This window comes from Citrobacter sp. Cpo074, assembly GCF_030332745.1.
GTDB classification, from domain to species: Bacteria; Pseudomonadota; Gammaproteobacteria; order Enterobacterales; family Enterobacteriaceae; genus Citrobacter; species Citrobacter portucalensis.
In genome coordinates this window covers 243,972-269,434 of sequence record NZ_JAOWHG010000027.1, presented here as the reverse complement: position 1 = coordinate 269,434, position 25,463 = coordinate 243,972, and the positions used below count along the sequence as shown (strand labels likewise).

The window sequence follows — 25,463 nt, the reverse complement described above, 5'->3', positions numbered from 1 at the left end:
TCCGGTGGGAGGGTTTCTCCGACACTTACTTCTTTCCCTGCATTTGTATCTGTTTGCCGTGAATGCGATTGATATCACGCCAGATGGTTGCATAATCCCTGCATTTCGCCAGATTCTCTTCCCAACAATGAAGCAAAAACTGTTCAGGCTCCGCGACATCCCGGCTTAACAGTTTGAATACCCAACGATTCCAGACATACCACTTGAGAAGCCACATGATTTCACCCCACGACGCGACCGGTGTTGGACTATACCAACATCCATTTTATGCCGTGTGGCAACTATTGCGATGTCGATGAATAATCCAGCGTCGTGTCCCTCTGGCTGTGTGAAAAAGCGATTTACTCTTTTCTCAACCACTTACCATTTATACCCTGCACGTACTCTCCCGGTTTAGCGCGAGCAACCAGCTTTTGCCCGGCCATTTTCGCCACTTCATCTGGCGGAATATTATTGCTCTCAGCCAGTTGCTGATAGCTGGCGTTGCGCGCTTTATTAATCTCACTCACCAGCGCCTGCGTTTCGGCATCGGTTTTCAATGCAACCAGATAGCCATTGAGCGTTTCCGCTACTCGCCCCTGAGTTCTGGCTTCATTCAGGGTCAATGCCCACGCATTGCTGCAGAGTAAACTCAGGACGACCAGCGCCACTGCAAACTGTTTTCTCATCATGACCTCAGAACAAATCGCTGCGCGATTTCAATAAACTTTCGACGTCTTTATCAACTTTGATATGGATCTCATGCTCGATTTTGACGTTCATATTAATGGTGATGGGCTCTTTTGGCGCAGCCACTTCGATTCTGGGAGTACACCCTACCAGCAGAGATGAAGTCAGCAGACCCAGCATGGCAGCTATCGTTTTCATTGTTGTTCCTCACATTCCTTGCCTTCCGGGCAATGGGTTTCCGGCAGCGCTGCATTTTGTTCAAGCCATGCCTGTAAATTGTCGCCAAAACGCAAACTGCGCCATAGCGTAAAGACGTTTTCCTCGTGGGTATAATTCAAATTAACCGTACCTACTTTGCCATCTACCCGACTATTGCCAGTCACGGTTGACTGCATGGTTAAGACACCGAGGTTATCCAGATTTATTTTCGTCCACGAATGGCTTATTTCCATATAACGCAGCCAGTTAATGGCCGCCCCCGCCGCCATGTTATCTTTGACGACCGCATCCGCTGTGTCCTTATCAATACGCAACGTCATCGGCCCTGGATTAGTCAACCAGCCGTCTTTAATGATCCATTTTTCGTTGTCCAGCCATAATGGCAATGCACCACTGACCGGGCCAGACATGGCGAACTGTTTGGGGTTAACCGCACTGATAAGCTCGCTGGAAGAGATATTCTGCACCCGCAATAAGGCCGGGTCGTGCTGCGGCATCCGCAGTTGCTGCATGATGATTTTGCCACCCAGCAGGTCGGCACTGACATCGCTCAACAGTAACGGGTTGTTTTCACTCCAGGGGTACGCCCCCTGCAAATCGGCGGCGATATTCTTCACCGTCACCTGATTCACCACTTCCGCAATACGCAGTGAAATAGGTCCACGCGTACCCAGTTGCCATGCGCCTTCACTGAACCGGAAAGGCAATACAAAATCGACACCGTTGATTTGGTTATCGGGCATCCAGGCGCTACCGCCTTTTAACACCCCATGACCGCCTGCTTCAAAGCCCTGCTCCGGGGCTGCCGAAAACGCAACCTGCGCATACAGATCACCTTCACGTAGCTTCATTTTCCAGTCAGGTGGAACCAGAGGTTGGAATACGGTGAGCGATTGTTTTGGCCACCATGCCTGTCCGCGCAGGCGGATACCGTCCCAACGACCATTCAGCTGTACGGGCCCAATCGCCCCTGCGTGAAGCTGGCCTTTGAACTGGAAAATTGTTGGATCGCTACCTTCCACGCTGAACTTCAGCGTCGATGGTGGTAACACGCTTCCCCCGGTGAAGGTGGTGTTCCCCGCGTCCAGCGACAGCGCGCCGCTAAATGTCGGTTTGGTTGCATCCCGCACCCAAACTATCGGTTCGTCCATCACCAGACGCGGATTTTCCACCTTCATCGTGCCGTATTGCAGATGATCAAATCCGGTAGAAAGATCAAATAGCTTCAGGGTGTTGTCATGCCATTCTCCCTTACCCGCGACGTCCCAACGGGCATGCATCGGCGTAAAGCTGCCTTCCCCCCAATATCGCCACTGCCAACGACCGGCATCAGGAAGAAAATCATTTGCCAGGCCATCCAGATGCAGTTCAAAGCCCCCCATCTGGTTTTCATGCGCACGTAAAATAGCCTGCAGACGCCCATCCACACCACGTTGCGTGACTTTTACGCCTGCCAGCGGCCAGCGAATCTCGTCAATATCCAGCGAATCAATCACCCGCCCACGTGAGCGCAGCAGCGCTCCTGGCTCAAAAGCCAATTGTGGATCGTTCAGACTTCCGCTAAGTCTGGCGGGCAATTTCGCGTAGAAGATCAGATCGCCCTGTTTCGCTTCACCGGTCAACTGTAGCGGCATCTCGCTACTATCCATGCCAAGCTTACCCGGCCCCAGCGTTAATACGGCATTTCCTTTACCGGCGTCGCCATGCGTCAGAACGTTCAGACGCCCGCTCACCACCGCGTTTTCCAGTCCGGCCTGCCAGTTTTCAACTTTTATGCCCAACCGCCCGCTTAAGGGGAATCCCTGATAAGGCCAGTTCCAGCGTCCGTCGCTGATGGTCAGTTGCTGGCGTGTTATTTCCCACGGAAGGTCAAGCAGCGGATCGACATTATCACGCGCCATGACGATCAGTTGTCCGCTGTTTTCTTGCCACTCCAGTTCGGCGTCCACAAGCGTGGGCTCTTGCGGCAGACTTAACGTCGCAACCGCATGACCGCTTACCGGTAGTCCATCGGGCACCAGTGGCATAGTAAATTCACCGACCAGTTTTACCGGCGGCTGGCCTTCAAATGCCGCAACATCCAGCTCCGTTACCGTGAGGTTTTGCCCGTGCAAACGCCCCTGAAATTTAACTTTTTCACCCTGGTAACGCAGCTGTTGAGTAGCGGGAGTGAGCGAGAGTGACAGTTTTCCCTGCCATTCCTGCCATGGAGAAAGAATAAGTTTGTCGATGTTAATCCAGGTATTGGGCAGCATTGACTGCCATTCAGCCAGCGTTTTAGGCGCTACCGGCGATGGCTCTGCCTGCGGCAATTTGGCCAGGCAAGCTGAATCCAACTCAATGGTCCCGACATTCAGCGCCCAGCGGCTGGGGTGAGACAGATCCGCCTGAGTGATGCGTGCTAGCGGGCAATCTTCAACCAGATAGCGGAGTTCAGGTATATGCAACCCATGCCGTGTCAGCCGCGGGCTCTCATCCAGCGCGATGCGTGTTCCAACGGGTAACCAGATACCCACCAACGTAGGCACCCACAGGCCAAGCGTCATCACTAGCGTCAGCGGCACGAGAATCAATAATAAGAGGAGTGCCAGAACGGCTTTATATTTACCCTTCATGGGTAGTTAATATCCTGATTTAGCAAAAATTTAAGCCGGTTTAGGCCTGTATTGTGGCATGTTTAACTGGATATGCCCACATTAAGGATAGATAACCGATTTCTAGGCACGCTGTTACACGTGCCGTCGGGGATATTAAGATTCAGACTCAATGAGGCCTAAGTTGTCCATCGCTATGTTTAGGTCCGATACGACCTGCTTCTATCAGAATTTCCTCAATGAGTTCTTCGAGGCACTCCCTACCATGATGATCGCAGACCAGATGTACCTGCCGGGAAATCTCATCAGGTTTCATACCATCGCATAATGCCGCCTTGAGCATTAGGGTGGCCCATCGTTTTGCTTCAGAGTGAGTCAGCATAACCCCTCCCGATAATTGCTACCTGTATAAGCGTAGCTGTCCGGATGTGATTCGGCTGGCTTTTTACCTGCCGCGATATTCGGGGGGTGAGTTGGATAGAAAAATATACAGTTGTTGAAATTGTGTAACCTGCCCACACTAACAACAGATGCGCTGACATTATTCATTACGCCTATGACTATCAATAACTTTTTAGATTTTGTAAAATAATTTGAATTGGATTAATGTGACGTCAAAATCACTGGAGAAAGTCTTATGAAACTCGCCATCTATAGTACAAAACAGTACGACAAGAAGTATCTGCAGCAGGTTAACGAGGCTTTTGGTTTTGAACTTGAATTCTTTGACTTTCTGTTGACGGAAAAAACAGCGAAAACCGCCCATGGCTGTGAAGCTGTGTGCATTTTCGTCAACGACGATGGCAGCCGCCCCGTTCTGGAAGAACTGAAAAAGCATGGCGTGAAATACATTGCGCTGCGTTGTGCCGGGTTCAATAACGTCGATCTCGACGCAGCAAAAGAGCTGGGTCTGCAGGTGGTTCGTGTTCCAGCTTATTCACCAGAGGCTGTCGCTGAGCATGCGATTGGCATGATGATGACGCTGAATCGCCGTATTCACCGCGCTTATCAGCGTACCCGTGATGCCAACTTCTCTCTTGAGGGGCTGACCGGTTTTACTATGTATGGCAAAACCGCTGGGGTGATCGGTACCGGTAAAATCGGTATCGCTGCGCTGCGGATCCTGAAAGGTTTTGGTATGCGTCTGCTGGCGTTCGATCCTTACCCGAGCGCTGCTGCTCTGGAGTTAGGCGTTGAATATGTCGATCTTAAAACGCTGTTTGCCGAGTCAGATGTCATCTCTCTGCACTGCCCGTTAACACCGGAGAATTATCATCTGCTCAATCACGAAGCCTTTGAACAGATGAAAAACGGCGTGATGGTCATTAACACCAGTCGTGGTGCATTGATCGACTCACAAGCCGCTATCGATGCGCTGAAAAACCAGAAAATTGGTTCTCTGGGTATGGACGTGTACGAGAACGAACGCGATCTGTTCTTTGAAGATAAATCCAATGACGTCATTCAGGATGATGTATTCCGTCGTCTGTCAGCCTGCCATAACGTGCTGTTTACCGGTCATCAGGCATTCCTGACCGCAGAAGCGTTAACCAGCATTTCTGAGACCACGCTGCAGAATCTGGCCCAAATCTCTAAAGGCGAGACCTGTCCAAACGCCCTCTTCTAATTCCTGTGCTCCCCTGGCGTCAGGGGAGCATTTTCAGACAATCACCGATGATAAATCATTCAGTATCATTATTATATTGAATGTATTCCCGTCACAAACGTAGAGAAATTTAATGAAGAACGTTGTCACGTTGATTGCGCTCAGCATGCTGATGGCTGGCTGTGTGAGCAATGGAAAAGTTTCCGTCAATCGCGAACAGTTGCAGCATCACCGCTTCGTTTTGCAAAGCGTGAATGGTAAAGCCGTCACCGCCACCAACCCACCTGAGTTAAGTTTTGGCGAAAACATGACGGTATCAGGAAAGATGTGTAATCAATTCCGCGGTCAGGGCAAGCTGTCCGACGGTGAGTTGAAGGTAAAAGATATGGCGATGACGCGTATGATGTGCGCCGATCCACAGCTTAACGCGCTCGACGGGATCGTCAGCGAAATGTTTAAGAAAGGCGCACAGGTCGATCTGACTGCTGACCAGTTAACGCTGGCGACAGCAGAACAAACGCTGACGTATAAACTCGCGGATTTAATGTAGGAAACGTGGTGGCTTAATAGCTCCCACAACTTCCGGCGGCAAGCGACTGCTCACTACAGCGTTTGCCGTTGGGTAGCGCACACATCCCGATAGCAGAACCATCCAGTTGACGAGCAACAGAGAGCGAACCGCCAATCATGGCGCAATTAGCTTCTCCTGAACTGGACATTGCTGCCTTCATGCCCGGTGCGACATGCGCGGCGGTTGCCTGCTGAACAGGTTCGCTGCTACAAGCCGATAATAATAACGCGGCACATCCTACCCAAAACGCTGCGCGCATCTTACTCCCCTCTGAATATTAACCAAACGACACAGCCATAAATAATAGGCAGCGGAAACACCGCCGTCGAGAGGCAAAATACGCATTTATGCGTACTGTTTACATTTTCTGGCAATTTTTTGCCTGCTCCTTTGATCAAACCATTCATTCTGTTTATTCCAGGGACACAAAAGCGAAAATCTGTCTTTAGCGCTTTTGCTAAAATAGAAAGATAACTACAGGATTCGCCGCTGTTACGCGTGTCCCTCTTTTTGCGCAATGTAAGGGTGTCAGTATGATCACAATTGACGGTAATGGTGCGGTTGCTTCAGTCGCATTTCGTACCAGCGAGGTTATCGCCATCTACCCGATTACGCCCAGTTCGACGATGGCTGAACAGGCAGATGCCTGGGCCGGGAACGGGCTTAAGAACGTGTGGGGGGATACCCCTCGCGTCGTAGAAATGCAGTCAGAAGGCGGTGCGATCGCAACCGTTCATGGCGCGTTGCAGACCGGTGCGCTCTCTACGTCGTTTACCTCATCGCAGGGCCTGTTGCTGATGATCCCAACGCTGTACAAACTGGCCGGTCAGTTGACCCCGTTTGTACTGCACGTTGCGGCTCGTACAATTGCCACTCACGCATTATCGATCTTTGGCGATCATTCCGACGTGATGGCGGTGCGCCAGACAGGATGTGCGATGCTGTGTGCCAGCAGCGTTCAGGAGGCACAGGACTTTGCGCTGATTTCGCAAATAGCCACCCTGAAAAGCCGGGTTCCGTTTATTCATTTCTTTGATGGTTTCCGTACATCCCATGAAATCAATAAAATTGTGCCACTGGCCGACGACACGATCCTCGGACTGATGCCGCAGGCGGAAATCGATGCTCATCGCGCTCGGGCGCTTAATCCTGAGCATCCGGTTATTCGCGGTACGTCTGCGAACCCGGACACCTATTTCCAGTCACGCGAGGCAACAAACCCGTGGTACAACGCGGTTTACGATCATGTAGAACAGGCGATGAACGATTTCGCCGCAGCGACAGGTCGCCAGTACCAGCCATTTGAATATTACGGCCATCCTCAGGCTGAGCGCGTCATTATCTTAATGGGATCGGCGATTGGAACCTGCGAAGAAGTCGTTGAAGAACTGCTGGCGCATGGCGAGAAAGTCGGCGTTCTGAAAGTGCGTCTGTTCCGTCCATTCTCTGCCAGGCATTTACTGCGCGCGTTGCCGGAAACCGTACGCAGCATCGCCGTCCTGGATCGCACCAAAGAGCCCGGCGCACAGGCCGAACCATTGTATCTGGACGTGATGACCGCGTTAGCAGAAGCCTTCAACTGTGGCGAGCGAGAAACGCTGCCGCGCGTGATTGGCGGACGTTATGGCCTTTCTTCCAAAGAGTTTGGTCCAGACTGCGTGATGGCGGTCTTTAATGAGCTGAGCAGCGCGAAGCCGAAACCTCGCTTTACGGTCGGTATCTATGATGATGTCACCAACTTGTCGCTACAGTTACCGGAAAACACCCTGCCCGGTACGGCTAAGCTCGAAGCGCTGTTTTACGGGCTGGGCAGCGACGGTAGCGTGTCAGCCACCAAAAACAATATCAAAATTATTGGTAACTCGACGCCATGGTATGCGCAAGGTTATTTCGTCTACGACTCGAAAAAAGCAGGCGGTCTGACAGTTTCCCACCTGCGCGTTAGCGAGCAGCCTATTCGATCAGCGTATCTGGTTTCACAAGCCGATTTTGTTGGCTGTCACCAGCTGCAATTTATCGATAAGTATCAGATGGCCGAGCGCCTGAAACCAGGCGGTATCTTCCTGCTTAATACGCCATACAGTGTGGATGAAGTCTGGGGTCGTCTGCCACAGGAAGTTCAGGCGGTACTGAATCAGAAGAAAGCCCGTTTCTACGTGATTAATGCGGCCAAAATCGCCCGCGAATGCGGTCTGGCAGCGCGTATTAACACCGTTATGCAAATGGCCTTCTTCCATTTGACGCAAATCTTACCCGGCGACAGCGCGTTGGCTGAATTGCAGGGGGCGATTGCGAAAAGTTACAGCAGTAAAGGACAGGACCTGGTTGAACGTAACTGGCAGGCTCTGGCCCTGGCGCGCGAATCCGTCGCCGAAGTAGCACTCCAGCCGGTTGATCCGCACAGCGCAAACCGCCCACCGGTGGTTTCTGATGCCGCACCTGATTTCGTGAAAACCGTCACCGCGGCAATGCTCGCCGGTCTGGGTGATGCCCTCCCCGTATCCGCGCTGCCGCCAGACGGTACCTGGCCAATGGGCACCACGCGTTGGGAAAAACGCAATATCGCCGAAGAGATCCCCATCTGGAAGGAAGAACTGTGTACCCAGTGTAACCACTGCGTTGCCGCTTGCCCGCACTCGGCAATCCGCGCCAAAGTGGTTTCACCTGAAGCGATGGAAAACGCCCCTGCCAGTCTGCATTCTTTGGATGTGAAATCACGCGATATGCGCGGTCAGAAGTATGTCCTGCAGGTTGCACCAGAAGATTGCACTGGCTGTAATCTGTGTGTCGAAGTTTGCCCGGCAAAAGATCGCCAAAACCCGGAAATCAAGGCCATCAATATGATGTCGCGCCTTGAGCATGTTGAAGAAGAAAAAGTTAACTATGACTTCTTCCTCAATCTGCCGGAGATCGACCGCAGCAAGCTTGAACGCATTGATATCCGTACCTCGCAGTTAATCACTCCGCTGTTTGAATATTCCGGCGCCTGTTCTGGTTGTGGTGAAACACCGTATATCAAACTGCTTACGCAGCTGTATGGCGACCGCATGCTGATCGCTAACGCGACCGGCTGTTCATCGATTTATGGCGGTAACCTCCCTTCAACGCCGTATACGACCGATGCCAGTGGTCGTGGACCTGCGTGGGCAAACTCTCTGTTCGAAGATAACGCCGAGTTTGGTCTGGGCTTCCGCCTGACGGTGGATCAACACCGTGTGCGCGTCATGCGTTTGCTGGAGCAGTTTGCGGATAATATTCCGGCTGAACTGAATGACGCCCTGCATGCTGAAGCGACGCCAGAAGTACGCCGTGAGCAAGTTGCTGCGCTGCGCCAGCATCTGAAAGATGTCGAAGGTGCACAGCAACTGTTAACCGATGCCGACGCGCTGATCGAGAAGTCCATCTGGCTGATTGGCGGCGACGGCTGGGCTTACGATATTGGTTTTGGCGGACTGGATCACGTCCTGAGTCTGACCGAGAACGTCAATATTCTGGTGCTGGATACCCAGTGTTACTCCAACACGGGTGGACAAGCGTCGAAAGCCACACCGCTTGGGGCGGTTACCAAGTTTGGTGAGCATGGCAAGCGCAAGGCTCGCAAAGATCTTGGCGTCAGCATGATGATGTACGGGCATGTTTATGTCGCACAGATTTCTCTGGGCGCCCAGTTGAATCAGACGGTCAAAGCTATCCAGGAAGCTGAATCCTACCCCGGCCCGTCGCTGATTATCGCGTATAGCCCATGTGAGGAGCATGGCTATGATCTCGCGCTAAGCCACGATCAGATGCGTCAACTCACGGCTACCGGATTCTGGCCGCTGTACCGCTTTGACCCACGTCGAGCAGACGAAGGTAAGCTGCCGCTGGCGCTCGACTCGCGCCCACCGTCAGATGCGCTGGCCGAAACATTGCTTAACGAGCAGCGTTTCCGCCGCCTGAACGCCCAACAGCCAGAAGTTGCAGAACAGCTGTGGAAGGATGCGACGGCTGATTTGCAAAAACGCTACGACTTCCTGGCCCAACTGGCAGGCAAAGCGGAAAAGAGCGGTACCGAATAATACGTTTTTCTCAGTATTAGCCCGGAACCAAAAAAAAAGCCCGAACAGTTGTTCGGGCTTGTCAATTTATTCGCTGGCTAATTAATAAGTGTCATCAATATACCAACAAAAAATAAAACGTGACAATAAAGGCATATAACACGCGCAGAATAGCCCAACAAAATTCAATTGTATAATTTTTATTTTATATATATTTTCATTAACTCATTCATGTCAACTATCACTATTTCCGTAGAATTATTTGTTTAAGGTTTTACTTAAGACGTAACAATTCATATTTATCTCTTTACGGAACTTCTCCTTTAGCATGCTTTTACTCCCTACATGGGTAGTCACAGGTTAATAAAAAAACTAAAGGATTATTTCAATGAACAGAAAAGTACTGGCTCTCGTAATTCCTGCCCTGCTGGCTGCAGGCGCTGCTCACGCTGCAGAAGTTTATAATAAAGACGGCAACAAATTAGATCTCTATGGCAAAGTAGACGCCCTGCGCTATTTCTCTGATGATGCCAACAAAGATGGCGATCAGACTTATTTCCGTGGCGGCTTCAAAGGCGAAACTCAGATTAACGATATGCTCACCGGCTATGGTCAGTGGGAATATCAGGTTAATGCCAACACCACTGAAAGCAACCGCAGCAACAACTTTACTCGTCTGGCCTTTGCCGGTCTGAAATTCGGCGATTACGGCTCATTCGACTACGGTCGTAACTACGGCGTACTGTACGACGTGGAAGGCTGGACCGATATGCTGCCAGAATTCGGTGGCGACTCCTACACCTACTCTGATAACTTCATGACCGGCCGTGCGAACGGTGTAGCAACCTACCGTAACACCGACTTCTTCGGTCTGGTTAATGGTCTGAACTTTGCACTGCAGTATCAGGGTGCGAATGAACAAGCGGGTGATGAGCAGGAAGGCACCGGTAACGGCAGCGACCGTAACATTCAAAACTCTAACGGCGACGGCTTCGGTATCTCCTCTACCTACGATCTGGGTATGGGTGTAAGCTTCGGTGCGGCGTATACCACGTCTGACCGTACTAACGACCAGGTTAACGCGGGTAAAATCGGCGGCAACGTTGCCGGCGGTGATACAGCCGACGCATGGACTACCGGTCTGAAATACGACGCCAACAACATCTACCTGGCAACCATGTACTCCGAAACCCGTAACATGACTCCGTACGGGGACAGCGGCGTAGCCAACAAAACTCAGAACTTCGAAGTAACTGCACAGTACCAGTTCGACTTCGGTCTGCGTCCGGCAGTGTCTTTCCTGATGTCTAAAGGTAAAGATCTGAACGCTACCGACGGCGACAAAGACCTGGTTAAATATGCTGATATCGGCGCTACCTACTACTTCAACAAAAACATGTCCACCTATGTTGATTATAAAATCAACCTGCTGGACGAAGACGACAGCTTCTACACTCGTAACAACATCTCTACTGATGACGTAGTTGCATTAGGTCTGGTTTACCAGTTCTAAGTTCGTCAGCCCGCTGGCAACGGCGGGCTATCCTTATTTTCTGTGTAACTCCGTTTTATCTCATTCAAAACATTATATCTGTTGCGTTAAAACACATCTCTGATAGATGATATCTTGCATTAAGGTCTGTAGTAGAGGATACCTGCAATGAATCATCATCCTGTAAAATCATCCCGTATTGCATCCGTCGGCTATGACGAATCCTCTTGCACGCTAGAAATTCGCTTTCACCAGTTGGCTACCCTGCAATATCAGCAGGTCCCTGCCCGTATTTTTCGTGATTTCCTGATCGTGGTCTCTAAAGGCCGATTTTACGATGGGGTAATAAAAGGCAAATTTCCTGAAATCAAAATAAAGTGATGCCAAAATGTGATCGTTGTCATTGTACATAAAGTGCCATTACGCGGTAAGCTTTACGTGGATACTTAAACAGGAGGTTTTATGAACAGAACGATTCTTGTACCCATCGATATTTCAGACTCAGAATTAACTCAACGCGTTATTGCCCATGTTGAAGCAGAAGCAAAGATCGACGATGCACAGGTTCATTTTTTGACCGTCATTCCGTCATTGCCCTATTACGCTTCCCTGGGACTGGCCTACTCTGCAGAGTTACCGGCCATGGACGATCTGAAAGCCGAAGCGAAATCTCAACTGGAAGAGATTATCAAGAAGTTCAATATCCCAACGGACAGAGTGCACGTTCATGTCGCAGAAGGTGCGCCGAAAGACAAGATTCTGGAGATCGCTAAAAAATTACCGGCTGATATGGTCATTATTGCCTCACACCGACCTGACATCACCACCTACCTGCTGGGCTCTAACGCCGCGGCGGTAGTGCGTCACGCGGAGTGTTCGGTACTGGTAGTCCGCTAAGCTTTCTGGCCCGCACATCGCTGCGGGCTTTTTGTTTCTCCCTCATTTTCCCCACGATTCCTGATCGAAGCATACAAGGCCATTTCAGTATCGCTATGTCGTGACATCATTACGTCCCCTCTTGAAACCCAGGTAAAAACAGAGTATAAATACTGTATATAAACCCAGTAAAAGAGCGATAAGCAATGTTCGTGGAACTCGTTTATGACAAAAGGAATTTTGATGGTCTGCCCGGCGCAAAAGATATTATTCTCGGCGAATTGACCAAGAGGGTTCATCGGATCTTCCCCGATGCTGAAGTTCGGGTTAAACCGATGATGACACTTCCGGCGATCAACACTGACGCCAGCAAGCATGAAAAAGAACAGATAAGCCGAACGGTTCAAGAAATGTTTGAAGAGGCTGATATGTGGCTGGTTTCAGATTAAGCACCTTGAATCGTCATATTGCTTAAGTACCATCCGCTGTGACTGGCAATCATTCAATACTCGCACTATCGGACGTTTGCCGGTCGGCCGCAGCCATGCTCTTGCATACGGCATGGTTGCGGCAGTTTGCCACACCCTGCGTTTTTCGCTCCCTGACATTGCTCGTTGATAGTTCAGAACTGAATTATCTGTCGGTAAGTTGCTCCACAATTTTCTTCAGCGCTTCAATATCTGCTTTCAACTGATTAATTGCTTCCTGTCCGGGGCCATGTACCTTTATCCAATCATGCTGTTCGCTGTTTATTCTGGTCTGGTCACGAAGAGCAAAAATCTTACTACTCTATGAGTGGCATTGGTGCCAGATGGAACGCCGCTGTAAAACGTGCTGGTATTCGTCGCCGTAATCCGTACCATACGCGGCATACTTTTGCCTGCTGGCTGTAATCGGCTGGAGCGAACCCATCATTTATAGCTAATCAGATGGGGCATGAAAACGCGCAAATAGTGTACGACGTCTACAGTACATGGATTGAAGAAATGAATGACGATCGGGTTGCAATGTTGAATAGCCAACTAGCCCTGTGATTGAAGTTTGCCCATTATATGCCCCTTTTGGTTTTTGAGAACGGTAAGAATGCAATATAATCAACAAGTTACAAAGAAAGAACAATACAACCTGAACAAACTGCAAAAACGTCTGCGTCGTAACGTGGGCGAAGCCATTGCCGATTTCAATATGATCGAAGACGGCGATCGCATTATGGTGTGCCTTTCCGGCGGGAAAGACAGCTATACCATGCTGGAGATCCTGCGTAATTTGCAGCAAAGCGCCCCGATCAGTTTTTCCTTAGTTGCGGTTAACCTCGATCAAAAACAACCCGGTTTCCCGGAGCACATTCTGCCAGAGTATCTGGAACAGCTGGGCGTTGAGTACAAGATTGTCGAAGAAAACACTTACGGGATCGTCAAAGACAAAATCCCTGAAGGCAAAACGACCTGCTCGCTCTGCTCTCGCCTGCGTCGCGGCATTCTGTACCGTACGGCAACCGAATTAGGAGCCACCAAGATTGCGCTCGGCCACCATCGCGACGACATCCTGCAAACGCTGTTTTTAAACATGTTCTACGGCGGGAAAATGAAAGGCATGCCGCCGAAGCTGATGAGTGATGACGGTAAGCACATCGTGATCCGCCCGCTGGCTTACTGCCGTGAGAAAGATATCGAGCGTTTCTCCGAGGCGAAAGGTTTCCCGATTATTCCGTGTAATCTGTGCGGCTCACAGCCTAACCTACAGCGTCAGGTCATTGCTGATATGTTGCGTGACTGGGACAAACGCTATCCAGGCCGCATTGAAACCATGTTCAGTGCGATGCAAAACGTTGTACCTTCACATCTGAGCGATATCAATCTGTTCGATTTTAAAGGCATTAAGCACGGTTCAGAGGTTGTGGACGGCGGGGATTTAGCGTTCGATCGTGAAGAGATCCCGCTGCAACCTGCGGGCTGGCAGCCAGAAGAAGATGATGCTCAACTGGATGAGTTACGCCTGAACGTGGTGGAAGTGAAGTAAGCGTCTGTCAGGCCTACAACGTGCATAAGCGCCTGTAGGCCTGATAAGCGGAGCGCCATCAGGCGCCCCAACGGGTAGTTATTTCAATAACCGGACCCGGCAAGTCTTGCCTTTGATCTTACCGTTTTGCAATTGTTTCCACGCCTTGTGCGCTATGTTCTGGCGAACGGCGACATAGACGTGTGCCGGATGAACGGCAATTTTGCCGATATCTGCGCCATCCAGACCAATATCACCGGTCAGAGCCCCCAGAACATCACCAGGGCGCATTTTCGCTTTTTTACCGCCATCAATGCATAACGTCGCCATCTCTGCTTCCAGCGGCAGGATTGAGCCGTTAGCTGGCGCAGTTAGCCAGTTCAGCTTCAGTTGCAGCATTTCAGAAAGAATGTTGGCACGCTGCGCTTCTTCCGGCGCACAGAAGCTAATCGCCAGACCGCTGTTGCCGGCACGCGCGGTACGTCCGATACGATGGACGTGTACTTCCGGATCCCACGCCAGTTCGAAGTTAACTACCAGCTCAAGTGATTTGATATCCAGGCCACGTGCGGCCACATCGGTTGCGACCAGGACGCGCGCGCTACCGTTGGCAAAACGAACCAGCGTCTGATCGCGATCGCGCTGTTCCAGGTCGCCATGTAATGACAGTGCGCTTTGCCCTGCCGCATTCAGTGCATCACAAACGGCCTGACAATCTTTTTTGGTGTTACAAAAAACCACGCACGATGCGGGTTGATGCTGGCTGAGTAGCTTTTGCAGCAGCGGAATTTTTCCGTGGCTGGAGGTTTCGAAAAACTGCTGTTCAATCGCCGGTAACGCATCGACCGTATCAATTTCAATCGTTAATGGATTTTGCTGTACCCGGCCACTGATAGCAGCAATGGCTTCCGGCCAGGTTGCGGAAAACAGCAAAGTCTGACGTGACGCAGGCGCAAAGCGAATGACATCATCAATCGCATCGCTAAAGCCCATATCCAGCATGCGGTCGGCTTCATCCATAACCAGCGTATTCAGGGCATCCAGAGAAACGGTGCCTTTTTGCAGGTGGTCAAGTAAACGACCCGGTGTGGCAACAATAATATGTGGTGCATGTTGCAGGGAGTCACGCTGTGCGCCAAAGGGTTGCCCACCGCACAGCGTTAAGATCTTGGTGTTTGGCAGGAAGCGTGCTAAACGACGCAGTTCACCCGCTACCTGGTCGGCAAGCTCGCGCGTTGGGCACAGCACCAGAGACTGCGTCTGAAACAGCGCGGCATCAATATGCTGTAATAGCCCAAGACCAAAAGCAGCCGTTTTGCCACTGCCGGTTTTAGCCTGCACGCGAACATCTTTACCCGCCAGGATTGCCGGTAACGCAGCAGCCTGAACAGGCGTCATTTCAAGATAGCCCAGCTCGTTAAGATTCTCGAGTTGAGCAGCAGGTAAAACATTCAGGGTTGAAAAAGCGGTCACAATTTAATCTCGCGGTAAAAACTCACATTCAGCAGGCGCGTATCCTCGCAGATATGTGCCCGTGATGCGACAATTTAATCGGTTCTTCATCCGGCGGCGGATCCGGCATGGGCTGCGGACGAGGTATGGGATCGGGAATGGGAACCGGATCGGTCGGTAGCGAATTAGTGTTCGACGTTGCAATCAGACAGGTCATATACCCCTCCAGTCATTCAGGTTGACTCTTTTAGGGTAGACGCTGATTTCCTGCAGGCAAAAAAAAGCCGACTAATCTAAGTCGGCGTCGTACGAATCAATTGTGCTATGCAGTAATTCAAAAAAGGAAGTAAGACAATATGGAGCGCAACGCCCATCGCTTGACGTTGCATTCACCTGCGAGAGAGATATTGCCCCGAATAGGTAGATGGTTTATTGACTTCGCTCAAAAATCAGGACGTTTTCATGCGCAAAAGCCACTAAAAAACGTTGTTGTTACAACCATTTACTACGATGCAACCATAAAGTAACACCACCAATCAGGACCACTAACAGAATACAAAAAAGTGAGAAACCAAACTGCCAACCACCGCCGGGGATACCGCCGAGGTTAACGCCGAAAAGCCCGGTTAAAAATGTGCTGGGAAGAAAAACCATTGCCATCAATGACATTGTATACGTTCGGCGAGCCAGAGACTCCTGCATCACCTGCGCAATTTCATCCGCCATAATACCAGTCCGGGCAATACAGGCGTCTATTTCATCCAGCCCTCTCCCCAGCCTGTCAGCGATATCCTGCATCCGTCTCCGATGGTCGTCGGTCATCCAGGGTAAACGTTCACTCGCCAGACGCGCATAAACATCTCTCTGAGGAGCCATATAACGTCGCATCACAATTAGCTGCTTACGCAGTAAAGCCAAAAAACCACGCGGTGGGATCTGCTGATCGAGCAGGTTATCTTCCAGATCGATAATCTTGTCGTGCAGCTGTTCGATAAATTCGCTGGCATGGTCGGTTAGCGCATCACAAACATCCACCAGCCAACTGCCACAATCAGCCGGTCCCGTCCCTTCCTGGAGATCGCTGACCACATCATCCAGCGCCAGCACTTTGCGCTGACGGGTTGAGACAATCAGACGTTCATCCATATATAAACGCATCGCCACAAGTTGGTCAGGACGCTCGTCGGTGCTGCCGTTAATGCAGCGCAAAGTGATCAAGGTACCTTCCCCAACTCTACTGACGCGTGGGCGTGTACTTTCGCCTGCCAGCGCATCACGCACATTGTTGGGAAGAAGAGGTGTTGTCGCCAACCATTGGGCACTTTCAGGATGTGTGTAATTAAGGTGTAGCCAGCAGGGATGCTGACTATCAATTACATCATTATCGCTCAGCGGTTTTACTCCACCTCGACCATCCAGCAGCCAGGCAAACACGGCATCCGGCACATTAACATCCGTTCCCTTAATGGCTTCCACAGCGCCTCCACAAACATTCAGCCTTTTTCGTTAGTCTAGCTGTCAGAATATGTTAAGCAATATCTCATTGTCCCATTGTGCTGAAATGATTCATAAAAGTCTCTGATAACAGGAAAAGCTCTGACGAATACGACGCTTGCTTCGAGATACCCGGTTAAGCCCGCTGCCATCTCGCTGACTCAAGAGTATTACTTAAGCGAAATTTATGTGTCCGCGACTGGAGATCAATCACCTGGTTTTTCAGGATACCCGAGGAATCAGAAAGCTCATCAACCATAATGGCATTACTTTGGGTTACATTCTCCAGTTCGGCCAGTGCATGAGTAATTCTGATAATTCCTTTCTCCTGTTCCTGTGTAGTGGTTAATATCTCGCCCATCAGTTGGTTTAATTGACCGGCACCACCGACAATATCATGCATATTTTTTTCTGCTTCACGCACAATAGCTGCACCTTGCTGAACATTTTGATGGGTTTGCGCAATCAGCTGCTTAATATTCTTAGCAGCATCCGCACTACGGTGTGCAAGCATTCTGACCTCACCGGCCACCACGGAAAAACCTTTGCCATGTTCACCGGCCCTCGCCGCTTCCACGGCAGCATTCAATGCCAGAATATTTGTCTGGAATGCGATACCATCAATTAGCGTAATAATTTCCGTCATCTGCTGTGCACATTCAGTGATTGAACGCATATTTGTCGCAACCTGCACCATTAATTCGCCACCCTGAATGGCACATTGCGTGGCAACTGTTGCCTGGACGCTGGCGATCTGCGTGTTGTCAGCATTATTTCGCGTATTAACGGCTATTTCATCCATATTAGCAGCCGTCTGCATCAATGCTCCGGATTGTTGTTCCGTTTTCACTGAAAGCTCGGCGCTGCGTTCCGCAAGCTGTTCAGAGAGCGCCATCGCCGTTTGTGAGGATGTTCTGATCTCATTAACGAGTGTTGAAATATTACTCGATAAACTATTGATGCCCGGTATTAGTCTACCCGCACAATTATTACCAAACTCAGGAATACTGATCGCCAGATTCCCAGACGTCACTTCCTCAATGCTCCTTTTTACCGTATTGATCGGCATGACCAGGTATTTCGTCATATACCACCATAAGCATAATATAGAAATAACGCTTACCACATTTGTACCAATTATAATTTCCGGCGCGGCCGAGAAAATCATCTCAACAATATTGAGAGCAACTGCCGAAATGAGCAGAAATAAAATAATAAAGGTTCTGACGCTAATATCATTTAACATTTTAGTCCTGTGCACTAAGAAATTATGTAGATATTATTTTTTATAGCACCTGCAATGCAGAATGCCATTGCTCTGCGACGAAAGCTGAACTTTCAATGAGAGCCTGCAATCCTTTTACTTAAGGCAAGAAATTACACCTTTTATTCCTGTTAGTTCAGTGTTTTATTCCATCAAATGGCTGTGATGGTGCCAGTCATCAGGTTATTGTGATGACAAGCACATGGAGAGCATAAAACACACAGAACTATAAATTTGGTGAATGTTTATATAAGTAATGGCTCGTTATTTTCACTATCTTCCTGTTTCCTCTAATACCAGTGTAAAAACATAAGAACATTCCCGGTTTTATCATGTTAACTGGACAAAACCTGCTAGATTTATTACCACGGCTTTTTTTCGATAGGTAGTATGATGTTGAACGTGTCGTGGGACCCTGTATTGATTGGGATTTCCTTTGTTGTCGCGTTTATTGCCTCTTTTATTGCTCTCGATAGTGCGGGCAAGGTGGCAATCTCCAATCGACGTGAATCAACCTTCTGGCGCCTGTCTGGCGGGGCTACGCTAGGGATGGGGATATGGTCAATGCATTTTATCGGTATGCTGGCCATGAAAATGAGTATGCCGATCAATTACCATTTTTCGCTCACGGCATTTTCTTTCTTTGTTGCGCTCATTTCTGCAACTCTCGCCATTAATATCGCCATTTCCGGTAATACGCTTTCAACAAAACGATTAGTCGTAGCCACAGGAATATTAAGCGCCGGTGTCGTCACCATGCACTACGTTGGCATGTATGCCATCATTGAGCATGTTGCCATCCTATGGAGTCATTCGCTGATACTGCTCTCAGTGATGATTGCCATCGTTGCATCTGGTGTGGGTTTGTGGTTGGCGTTTCATTTACGCCAAAATACCCGTCGAGCCCTGATCAATCGGCTTGTCGCCGCCCTTATTATGGCGCTGGCGATTGCCTCTATGCATTACACCGGGATGGGAGCGGCAACATTCACCCATTTTGGACACACGGTACACAATGGACTCAGCACACTGGAACTCTCTGTCTGGGTCTGCGCCGTCACGCTGGTTATTTTGGGTATCATGCTGGTGGTGTCGATGGTGGATTCGCAACTGCGTACCTCCCGACTGGCAGACAACTTACATCAACTTAACTGCCAGCTTGAGCATCAGGTCCACTTCGACGCACTTACTGGACTTGCCAATCGCACACAGATAGATGCCTGCTTACAGGCCTGTCTGCAGCATTCCAAACTGCATCAGCATCAATTTGCTCTGGTATTCATCGATCTCGATCGCTTCAAAGTCGTTAACGATACCTGGGGACATCACATCGGCGATCAGTTGCTGATCGCCAGTACGCAGCGAATCTACAGCTGCCTTGATGACACCATGACGCTGGCGAGGCTGGGGGGAGATGAGTTTATTCTTCTGGTTCCTGACTGTAATAAAGAGGATATCACCGCTCTGCTGACCCGGATTGCGGCTGCGATTGGTGATCCTTTCACGCTGTTTGGGTACACCATTCGGGTTTCGTTAAGTGCGGGAAGCAGTATTTATCCTGAACATGGTTCCACGTTGCATGAGTTAAAAGTAAAGGCTGATATGGCGATGTATCATGTCAAACAGGCTGGCAGAAACGGTTGGGCTATTTATAGCCCGGAAATGGAAGCTATCGCCGATACACCGCCGACATTTTTACAGGAACTGTCACAAGCACTGGAACACGATCAATTTGAGCTTTGGTACCAGCCCAAATACACCGCCGGGGATCATTCCCTGACCGGTTTTGAAGCGTTATTACGCTGGCATCACCCGGAACGCGGCATGCTGTTACCCGCAGAGTTTCTGCCTGCGCTGGAAGAGACAGGCCTTATCATTCCGGTCGGGAAATGGGTTATCCAGCAGGCATGCCAGCAGTTACATCAATGGAAGTTACAAGGCCATGCGGAATGGACCCTCGCCGTTAATCTTTCCCCTTCCCAGTTTGAACAACATGACATCGTTGATGTGGTTTGCAGCGCCCTTGCACAATATCAACTATCACCTGCATATCTCACGCTGGAATTGACTGAAAGTACAGCACTTAAAAATTTAAAACGTAGCGCTGAAGTCTTAAATGCATTTTCAGCTTTAGGGATCACCGTTTCTATTGATGATTTCGGTACCGGTTATTCAAATATATTGATGTTGAAGTCTCTTCCGGCACGGGAATTAAAAATTGACAGAGTATTTGTTAAAGATATCAGCGAGAACAGCAAAAATACAAAGATTGTGTCTACTATTATTGACATAGCCCACTCCATGAATATGCAAGTAGTGGCTGAAGGAATAGAGACCCAGGAGCAGGAAATACTCCTGACCCAGATGGGATGTGGCGTGCTGCAAGGTTTCTTGTTTGCAAAACCGTTGCCTGCGCATCAGATCCATGAATTGATTCCAACGGAAAGCAACATTAAGCAGCAGCGAATCGTACAGTCTTTGTCTCCTCAACAATCAATAACATTATGAGACTGTAATATAAAAAACAGATGCCATTAAACGGGCAACACAGCAGATAAAGATAACGGGATTATCGATGAGCACAACCGAGCTGCATTCACTGGATTTATTAACCCTGCCGGTGTGGATTGTTTCGCCGCATACCGAAGAACTGGTGTTCGCTAATACCGTTGCACGGGAACTGATGCAGGCCCCCTGCTTTTCTCTACTCCGCAAGGGCATATTTTCAACTCATGCCCAGAATGATTTAACCATGTATCTCAGCGATTTGAGAAATCATCACGACATTGTAGAAATCCTTACGGTTTGCCGAGAAGGTGAAGACGTCGCGATGGCCTGTCGCCTGTCCATCCGCTCTCTGCCGGAATCAGGTGACGTTATTCTTTTCGAAGGCATTGAAACACCGACTTCGCAAGGTCTGAAAGCGAGCCGTTCAGCGAATTATCAGCGAAAAAAACAGGGATTTTACGCGCGTTTTTTCCAGACTAACTCGGCCCCAATGTTGCTTATCGATCCGTCCCGTGATGGGCTTATCGTTGATGCAAATCTCAGTGCGCTAAATTTTTATGGCTATAGCCATGATACGATGTGCCAGAAACATACATGGGAAATCAATACGCTGGGCCGTCATATACTCCCGGTGATGCATGAAATCGCCCATCTTCCCGGTGGCCATAAACCTTTGCATTTTGTGCATAAACTGGCAGACGGCACATCCCGTCACGTACAAACCTACGCCGGGCCAATCGAAATCTACGGTAATAAGCTCATGCTGTGCATTATTCATGATATTACCGAGCAAAAACGGCTGGAACAGGAGCTTGAGCGTGCGGCCCTGCGTGACGCCTTAACGGGATTGCTTAACCGCCGACATTTTTATCAGGTAACCGAGCCGGAACAGACCCACGCGATGTCATTGACACAGGATTACAGCCTGCTGTTGATCGACACCGATCGCTTTAAAAGCATTAACGATCTTTTTGGTCATTTAAAAGGTGATGAGGTACTTTGCGCTCTGGCACGCACACTTGAATCCTGTGCAAGAAAGGATGATCTGATTTTTCGCTGGGGAGGTGAAGAATTTGTGCTGCTGCTGCCGCGAACCTCGTTAGATATTGCCCTCAATCTCGCAGAAGTGATACGGGCGACGGTGGCCAAAGTGACTCTCCCGGGCCTTCCCCGCTTTACCGTCAGCATTGGCGTAGCTCGGCACGAAACAAACGAAAGCATCGATGAGTTATTCAAACGCGTTGACGACGCGTTGTACAAAGCCAAGAACGAAGGCAGGAACAGAGTGCTGGCCGCCTGATGTTTACGTCGTTCAGCGACTACGTTTAGCGTGACGCTCCCAGTTGTCCTGTTTTGCCTGTGCGGTTTTACGCAATGCCACATAACATGCCCCGCTGCCGCCGTGATGCGGCAGTGCGGCGCAGTATGCTTGCACGTCGTCAAATTCCGTCAACCAGCGCGCCACGTAGCTGCGAACAATATTGGCATGGGAGTTATCGTCACGTCCCTTGCCGTGTATCACCAGCACGTTACGCAACCCTTCCTGCTGCGCCTGCAGAATAAAGCTAAAGAGCATCTGGCGACATGTTTCAACAGGTTGGCGAATAAGATTAAGGCTCGCCTGCTGCGGGTATTTTCCGTTTCGCAGCTTGTCGGTCACGCCGTTCTGTAAACCTTCGCGACGAAACTCGAGCGGCACATTCAACGGGACAATATCGAGAAATCCCGTCGAGAGAAAATTATCCAGTTGTAGCGTATCGATACGCGCCGGAGTGCGAAGATTGCGCATGGGCTGCCAGTGCACATCGGCATGGTGTTTCAGCGGTTGAACATCCCCCATTGCGTCAAGAAACAGCGATGCATCATCAAGGTTCATGTTTCATCCTCCAGCGTATTGCGACGGGCATTATCATAACCGCGCACTATTATACCGACAACTGTACCGGTAACGGTTTACGATTATTTCCAATAATTAACCGGATCCTCCGCGCTGAACCGATCTACTCACGACAAGTTGATATCCGTTTTTAGGGGTATAGCTGCGACGGTCACTGCCGTGATAATGTGTAGGCTCGCCTGAATGCTGTAATGAGAGAAACGGATGCTTAACTTACTGGAAGACACCATCGACACGCCGCTGGGCCCGCTGTGGGTTATTTGTGATGAGCAATTTCGCCTGCGCGCAGTGGAATGGGATCAGCACAGCGATCGCATGGAACAATTGCTTGATATTCATTACCGTACAGAAGGTTATCAGCGCATTACCGCCAAAAATCCTGGTGGATTAAGCGACAAACTCTCTGAGTATTTTGCCGGAAACCTCAGCATCATTGACACGCTGGAAACGGCAACCGCTGGGACGCCTTTCCAGCGTGAAGTCTGGCAAGCATTACGCACTATCCCCTGCGGGCAGGTCATGCATTATGGTCAGTTGGCCGAACAGTTGGGGCGCCCCGGCGCTGCAAGAGCCGTCGGCGCTGCTAATGGCTCCAATCCAGTAAGCATTGTGGTTCCCTGTCATCGCGTCATTGGACGTAACGGCACCATGACCGGATATGCCGGCGGTGTACAACGAAAAGAGTGGTTATTGCGCCACGAAGGTTATTTGCTACTCTAGATTCCAGGCAATTAATGCCTTATTCATCACACTTCCGCATAATGCGACACCAAATTAAGTGTGGTTAATCAAGCAGATAAAAACATTCGCTCCAGTTATGCCTGAATTATTCTCTATTGGGAGTAGCTCAGGCTTACGTGCTCACCAAAAAGATGTTAAAATTGACAAATATCAATTACGGCTTGAGCAGACCTATGATCCCGGAAAAGCGAATTATACGGCGCATTCAGTCTGGCGGTTGTGCTATCCATTGCCAGGATTGCAGCATCAGCCAGCTTTGCATCCCGTTCACACTTAACGAGCATGAGCTTGACCAGCTCGATAACATCATCGAGCGCAAAAAGCCTATCCAAAAAGGGCAGACGCTCTTTAAAGCAGGTGATGAGCTTAAATCACTCTACGCTATCCGCTCCGGAACGATAAAAAGCTATACCATTACCGAACAAGGCGATGAGCAAATTACCGGTTTCCATCTGGCGGGTGACCTGGTAGGTTTTGACGCCATTGGCAGCGGCCATCACCCGAGCTTTGCTCAGGCGTTGGAAACCTCAATGGTATGCGAAATTCCTTTCGAAACCCTTGATGACCTGTCCGGTAAGATGCCGAACCTGCGTCAGCAGATGATGCGTCTGATGAGTGGCGAAATCAAAGGCGACCAGGATATGATCCTGTTGCTGTCGAAGAAAAACGCTGAAGAGCGCCTGGCGGCCTTTATCTACAATCTGTCTCGTCGCTTCGCCCAGCGTGGGTTCTCGCCTCGTGAATTCCGCCTGACCATGACCCGTGGCGACATCGGTAACTATCTCGGTCTGACGGTTGAAACCATCAGCCGCCTGCTGGGTCGTTTCCAGAAAAGCGGCATGCTGGCGGTGAAAGGCAAATATATCACTATTGAGAACAGCGACGCGCTGGCAGTTCTTGCCGGCCACACGCGTAACGTTGCGTAATCTTTCCGCAAGCCTCTCTGTTATCCTTCTGTCAAATCGCTAAATTTTCCCGATTTATTGATCTGGCAGGAGGTTATTCCCTGTTTCAATCTACATTATTGGGTTACTCTTTTAGTTACAAACTGCGATGACAGTTGTAAGGAGACCCTGTATGGCTATGTATAAAAATATGCTGGTCGTCATCGACCCTAACCAGGACGATCAACCAGCATTACGGCGAGCTGTTTATTTGCATCAACGGATTGGTGGCAAAATTAAAGCCTTTTTGCCGATCTATGACTTTTCCTATGAGATGACTACCCTGCTGTCGCCTGATGAGCGTACGGCAATGCGTCAGGGGGTCATCAGCCAGCGAACTGCATGGATACGTGAACAAGCGAAATACTACATCGAAGCAGGGATCCCTCTGGAGATTAAAGTGGTCTGGCATAACCGACCCTTTGAAGCCATCATCCAGGAAGTCATCAGTGCCAGGCATGATCTGGTCCTCAAGATGGCGCACCAACACGACCGCCTCGAAGCCGTAATATTTACGCCAACCGACTGGCATTTATTGCGTAAATGTCCAAGTCCGGTATGGATGGTGAAAGACCAGCCATGGCCTGAAGGGGGTAAAGCACTGGTTGCCGTAAACCTCGCCAGTGAAGAGGCTTATCACAACGCGCTCAATGAAAAACTGGTCAAAGAGACGCTACAGCTTGCAGAACAGGTTAACCATACCGAAGTGCATCTGGTTGGCGCCTACCCTGTCACACCAATCAACATCGCGATTGAACTGCCTGAATTTGATCCCAGCGTTTATAACGACGCAATCCGTGGACAGCATCTGCTGGCCATGAAGGCGCTACGCCAGAAATTCAGTATTGATGAGAAAGTGACGCACGTTGAAAAAGGCTTACCTGAAGAGGTCATTCCTGATTTAGCCGAGCACTTGCAGGCGGGTATTGTGGTATTGGGGACCGTCGGACGTACCGGTATTTCTGCTGCGTTTCTTGGTAATACCGCGGAACAGGTTATCGATCATCTACGCTGTGACCTGCTGGTCATCAAGCCGGATGAATATCAAACGCCAGTTGAACTGGACGACGAAGAAGACGATTAACCACTCAATGAAATGCC

Annotated in this window: 23 protein-coding genes and 1 pseudogene; 14 read left to right on the top strand and 10 right to left on the bottom strand. The window is 49.8% G+C overall.

Going from position 1 to position 25,463, the window contains the following annotated elements:
• Nucleotides 1-25: 25 nt before the first annotated feature.
• The 4 genes from OGX83_RS05925 to OGX83_RS05910 form a co-directional block, all read right to left on the bottom strand.
• Nucleotides 26-217, bottom strand: a complete 192-nt coding sequence (locus tag OGX83_RS05925; RefSeq protein WP_008784880.1) for a hypothetical protein — start codon at nucleotides 215-217, stop codon at nucleotides 26-28.
• A gap of 124 nt (nucleotides 218-341) precedes the next feature.
• A complete protein-coding gene (locus OGX83_RS05920; protein ID WP_286588132.1) occupies nucleotides 342-668 on the bottom strand; it encodes a YdbL family probable chaperone protein in 327 nt (108 codons plus the stop codon).
• 7 nt (nucleotides 669-675) lie between these two features.
• Entirely contained in the window at nucleotides 676-867 is a 192-nt protein-coding gene (locus tag OGX83_RS05915; protein WP_008784882.1) for a YnbE family lipoprotein, read from the bottom strand.
• Nucleotides 864-3,503, bottom strand: coding sequence for a YdbH family protein (locus tag OGX83_RS05910; protein WP_286587532.1), 2,640 nt, complete (start codon nucleotides 3,501-3,503; stop codon nucleotides 864-866). The genes OGX83_RS05915 and OGX83_RS05910 overlap by 4 nt, the downstream gene beginning before the upstream one ends.
• Nucleotides 3,504-4,119: 616 nt before the next feature.
• Here OGX83_RS05910 and OGX83_RS05905 point away from each other — a divergent pair.
• Together OGX83_RS05905 and hslJ are read left to right on the top strand one after the other, a co-directional pair.
• Nucleotides 4,120-5,109, top strand: a complete 990-nt coding sequence (locus OGX83_RS05905) for a 2-hydroxyacid dehydrogenase (protein WP_003833196.1) — start codon at nucleotides 4,120-4,122, stop codon at nucleotides 5,107-5,109.
• 112 nt (nucleotides 5,110-5,221) lie between these two features.
• Nucleotides 5,222-5,638, top strand: coding sequence for a heat shock protein HslJ (hslJ, locus tag OGX83_RS05900; RefSeq protein WP_286587530.1), 417 nt, complete (start codon nucleotides 5,222-5,224; stop codon nucleotides 5,636-5,638).
• A gap of 13 nt (nucleotides 5,639-5,651) precedes the next feature.
• Here the strand turns inward: hslJ and OGX83_RS05895 are convergent, their stop codons facing one another.
• Nucleotides 5,652-5,918 (bottom strand): putative hemolysin, encoded by a 267-nt coding sequence (locus tag OGX83_RS05895; RefSeq protein ID WP_003833199.1) that lies wholly within the window; start codon nucleotides 5,916-5,918, stop codon nucleotides 5,652-5,654.
• 274 nt (nucleotides 5,919-6,192) lie between these two features.
• Between OGX83_RS05895 and nifJ the strand changes: the two genes are divergently transcribed.
• The 7 genes and pseudogenes from nifJ (at nucleotide 6,193) to ttcA (ending at nucleotide 14,083) form a co-directional block, all read left to right on the top strand.
• On the top strand, nucleotides 6,193-9,717 hold the full coding sequence (nifJ, locus tag OGX83_RS05890) for a pyruvate:ferredoxin (flavodoxin) oxidoreductase (RefSeq protein WP_286587528.1): 3,525 nt from the start codon (nucleotides 6,193-6,195) through the stop codon (nucleotides 9,715-9,717).
• A 367-nt stretch (nucleotides 9,718-10,084) separates the two neighbouring features.
• On the top strand, nucleotides 10,085-11,209 hold the full coding sequence (gene ompC / locus OGX83_RS05885; protein ID WP_048235297.1) for a porin OmpC: 1,125 nt from the start codon (nucleotides 10,085-10,087) through the stop codon (nucleotides 11,207-11,209).
• A gap of 147 nt (nucleotides 11,210-11,356) precedes the next feature.
• A complete protein-coding gene (locus tag OGX83_RS05880) occupies nucleotides 11,357-11,569 on the top strand; it encodes a KTSC domain-containing protein (RefSeq protein ID WP_003833205.1) in 213 nt (70 codons plus the stop codon).
• Nucleotides 11,570-11,650: 81 nt separating this feature from the next.
• The gene (gene uspF, locus OGX83_RS05875; protein ID WP_003833207.1) at nucleotides 11,651-12,085 is read left to right on the top strand and encodes a universal stress protein UspF; all 435 of its coding nucleotides are present in this window, start codon (nucleotides 11,651-11,653) and stop codon (nucleotides 12,083-12,085) included.
• 185 nt (nucleotides 12,086-12,270) lie between these two features.
• Nucleotides 12,271-12,513 (top strand): DinI family protein, encoded by a 243-nt coding sequence (locus OGX83_RS05870; protein ID WP_032943565.1) that lies wholly within the window; start codon nucleotides 12,271-12,273, stop codon nucleotides 12,511-12,513.
• 321 nt (nucleotides 12,514-12,834) lie between these two features.
• Nucleotides 12,835-13,098, top strand: a pseudogene (locus tag OGX83_RS05865) (tyrosine-type recombinase/integrase); the annotation flags it as partial.
• A 49-nt stretch (nucleotides 13,099-13,147) separates the two neighbouring features.
• On the top strand, nucleotides 13,148-14,083 hold the full coding sequence (ttcA, locus tag OGX83_RS05860) for a tRNA 2-thiocytidine(32) synthetase TtcA (RefSeq protein ID WP_286587527.1): 936 nt from the start codon (nucleotides 13,148-13,150) through the stop codon (nucleotides 14,081-14,083).
• Nucleotides 14,084-14,161: 78 nt separating this feature from the next.
• On the opposite strand, the gene dbpA is transcribed toward ttcA, so the two are convergent.
• From dbpA to OGX83_RS05840, 4 genes are all read right to left on the bottom strand, one after another.
• The gene (dbpA, locus tag OGX83_RS05855; RefSeq protein WP_008784890.1) at nucleotides 14,162-15,535 is read right to left on the bottom strand and encodes an ATP-dependent RNA helicase DbpA; all 1,374 of its coding nucleotides are present in this window, start codon (nucleotides 15,533-15,535) and stop codon (nucleotides 14,162-14,164) included.
• A gap of 28 nt (nucleotides 15,536-15,563) precedes the next feature.
• A complete protein-coding gene (ynaL, locus tag OGX83_RS05850) occupies nucleotides 15,564-15,731 on the bottom strand; it encodes a proline-rich small protein YnaL (RefSeq protein WP_191553967.1) in 168 nt (55 codons plus the stop codon).
• 275 nt (nucleotides 15,732-16,006) lie between these two features.
• Nucleotides 16,007-16,990 (bottom strand): zinc transporter ZntB, encoded by a 984-nt coding sequence (zntB, locus tag OGX83_RS05845; RefSeq protein WP_003833215.1) that lies wholly within the window; start codon nucleotides 16,988-16,990, stop codon nucleotides 16,007-16,009.
• A gap of 154 nt (nucleotides 16,991-17,144) precedes the next feature.
• On the bottom strand, nucleotides 17,145-18,254 hold the full coding sequence (locus OGX83_RS05840) for a methyl-accepting chemotaxis protein (protein ID WP_103285283.1): 1,110 nt from the start codon (nucleotides 18,252-18,254) through the stop codon (nucleotides 17,145-17,147).
• A 411-nt stretch (nucleotides 18,255-18,665) separates the two neighbouring features.
• Here OGX83_RS05840 and OGX83_RS05835 point away from each other — a divergent pair, with 411 nt between their 5' ends.
• Together OGX83_RS05835 and OGX83_RS05830 are read left to right on the top strand one after the other, a co-directional pair.
• Nucleotides 18,666-20,780 carry a putative bifunctional diguanylate cyclase/phosphodiesterase gene (locus OGX83_RS05835; protein WP_286588130.1) on the top strand — a complete coding sequence of 705 codons (2,115 nt, stop codon included), beginning with the start codon at nucleotides 18,666-18,668 and terminating at the stop codon, nucleotides 20,778-20,780.
• A gap of 67 nt (nucleotides 20,781-20,847) precedes the next feature.
• Entirely contained in the window at nucleotides 20,848-22,080 is a 1,233-nt protein-coding gene (locus OGX83_RS05830) for a GGDEF domain-containing protein (RefSeq protein WP_234096147.1), read from the top strand.
• Nucleotides 22,081-22,092: 12 nt separating this feature from the next.
• On the opposite strand, the gene smrA is transcribed toward OGX83_RS05830, so the two are convergent.
• Nucleotides 22,093-22,656 carry a DNA endonuclease SmrA gene (smrA, locus tag OGX83_RS05825; protein ID WP_008784894.1) on the bottom strand — a complete coding sequence of 188 codons (564 nt, stop codon included), beginning with the start codon at nucleotides 22,654-22,656 and terminating at the stop codon, nucleotides 22,093-22,095.
• Nucleotides 22,657-22,881: 225 nt separating this feature from the next.
• Between smrA and ogt the strand changes: the two genes are divergently transcribed.
• The 3 genes from ogt (at nucleotide 22,882) to uspE (ending at nucleotide 25,446) form a co-directional block, all read left to right on the top strand.
• Nucleotides 22,882-23,397, top strand: a complete 516-nt coding sequence (gene ogt / locus OGX83_RS05820; RefSeq protein ID WP_008784895.1) for a methylated-DNA--[protein]-cysteine S-methyltransferase — start codon at nucleotides 22,882-22,884, stop codon at nucleotides 23,395-23,397.
• Between the two features lie 194 nt (nucleotides 23,398-23,591).
• Nucleotides 23,592-24,344: a fumarate/nitrate reduction transcriptional regulator Fnr gene (fnr, locus tag OGX83_RS05815; RefSeq protein WP_003020397.1), complete on the top strand. Its 753-nt coding sequence runs from the start codon at nucleotides 23,592-23,594 to the stop codon at nucleotides 24,342-24,344.
• Nucleotides 24,345-24,495: 151 nt separating this feature from the next.
• Nucleotides 24,496-25,446: a universal stress protein UspE gene (uspE, locus tag OGX83_RS05810; RefSeq protein ID WP_003833229.1), complete on the top strand. Its 951-nt coding sequence runs from the start codon at nucleotides 24,496-24,498 to the stop codon at nucleotides 25,444-25,446.
• Nucleotides 25,447-25,463: the final 17 nt, after the last annotated feature.

Excerpts from the sequence above, each read along its gene's own strand:
- OGX83_RS05925 (WP_008784880.1), bottom strand. The coding sequence starts at position 217 with ATGTGGCTTCTCAAGTGGTATGTCTGGAATCGTTGGGTATTCAAACTG.
- OGX83_RS05920 (WP_286588132.1), bottom strand. The coding sequence starts at position 668 with ATGAGAAAACAGTTTGCAGTGGCGCTGGTCGTCCTGAGTTTACTCTGC.
- OGX83_RS05915 (WP_008784882.1), bottom strand. The coding sequence starts at position 867 with ATGAAAACGATAGCTGCCATGCTGGGTCTGCTGACTTCATCTCTGCTG.
- OGX83_RS05910 (WP_286587532.1), bottom strand. The coding sequence starts at position 3,503 with ATGAAGGGTAAATATAAAGCCGTTCTGGCACTCCTCTTATTATTGATT.
- OGX83_RS05905 (WP_003833196.1), top strand. The coding sequence starts at position 4,120 with ATGAAACTCGCCATCTATAGTACAAAACAGTACGACAAGAAGTATCTG.
- hslJ (WP_286587530.1), top strand. The coding sequence starts at position 5,222 with ATGAAGAACGTTGTCACGTTGATTGCGCTCAGCATGCTGATGGCTGGC.
- OGX83_RS05895 (WP_003833199.1), bottom strand. The coding sequence starts at position 5,918 with ATGCGCGCAGCGTTTTGGGTAGGATGTGCCGCGTTATTATTATCGGCT.
- nifJ (WP_286587528.1), top strand. The coding sequence starts at position 6,193 with ATGATCACAATTGACGGTAATGGTGCGGTTGCTTCAGTCGCATTTCGT.
- ompC (WP_048235297.1), top strand. The coding sequence starts at position 10,085 with ATGAACAGAAAAGTACTGGCTCTCGTAATTCCTGCCCTGCTGGCTGCA.
- OGX83_RS05880 (WP_003833205.1), top strand. The coding sequence starts at position 11,357 with ATGAATCATCATCCTGTAAAATCATCCCGTATTGCATCCGTCGGCTAT.
- uspF (WP_003833207.1), top strand. The coding sequence starts at position 11,651 with ATGAACAGAACGATTCTTGTACCCATCGATATTTCAGACTCAGAATTA.
- OGX83_RS05870 (WP_032943565.1), top strand. The coding sequence starts at position 12,271 with ATGTTCGTGGAACTCGTTTATGACAAAAGGAATTTTGATGGTCTGCCC.
- ttcA (WP_286587527.1), top strand. The coding sequence starts at position 13,148 with ATGCAATATAATCAACAAGTTACAAAGAAAGAACAATACAACCTGAAC.
- ynaL (WP_191553967.1), bottom strand. The coding sequence starts at position 15,731 with ATGACCTGTCTGATTGCAACGTCGAACACTAATTCGCTACCGACCGAT.
- OGX83_RS05840 (WP_103285283.1), bottom strand. The coding sequence starts at position 18,254 with ATGTTAAATGATATTAGCGTCAGAACCTTTATTATTTTATTTCTGCTC.
- OGX83_RS05835 (WP_286588130.1), top strand. The coding sequence starts at position 18,666 with ATGTTGAACGTGTCGTGGGACCCTGTATTGATTGGGATTTCCTTTGTT.
- OGX83_RS05830 (WP_234096147.1), top strand. The coding sequence starts at position 20,848 with ATGAGCACAACCGAGCTGCATTCACTGGATTTATTAACCCTGCCGGTG.
- smrA (WP_008784894.1), bottom strand. The coding sequence starts at position 22,656 with ATGAACCTTGATGATGCATCGCTGTTTCTTGACGCAATGGGGGATGTT.
- ogt (WP_008784895.1), top strand. The coding sequence starts at position 22,882 with ATGCTTAACTTACTGGAAGACACCATCGACACGCCGCTGGGCCCGCTG.
- fnr (WP_003020397.1), top strand. The coding sequence starts at position 23,592 with ATGATCCCGGAAAAGCGAATTATACGGCGCATTCAGTCTGGCGGTTGT.
- uspE (WP_003833229.1), top strand. The coding sequence starts at position 24,496 with ATGGCTATGTATAAAAATATGCTGGTCGTCATCGACCCTAACCAGGAC.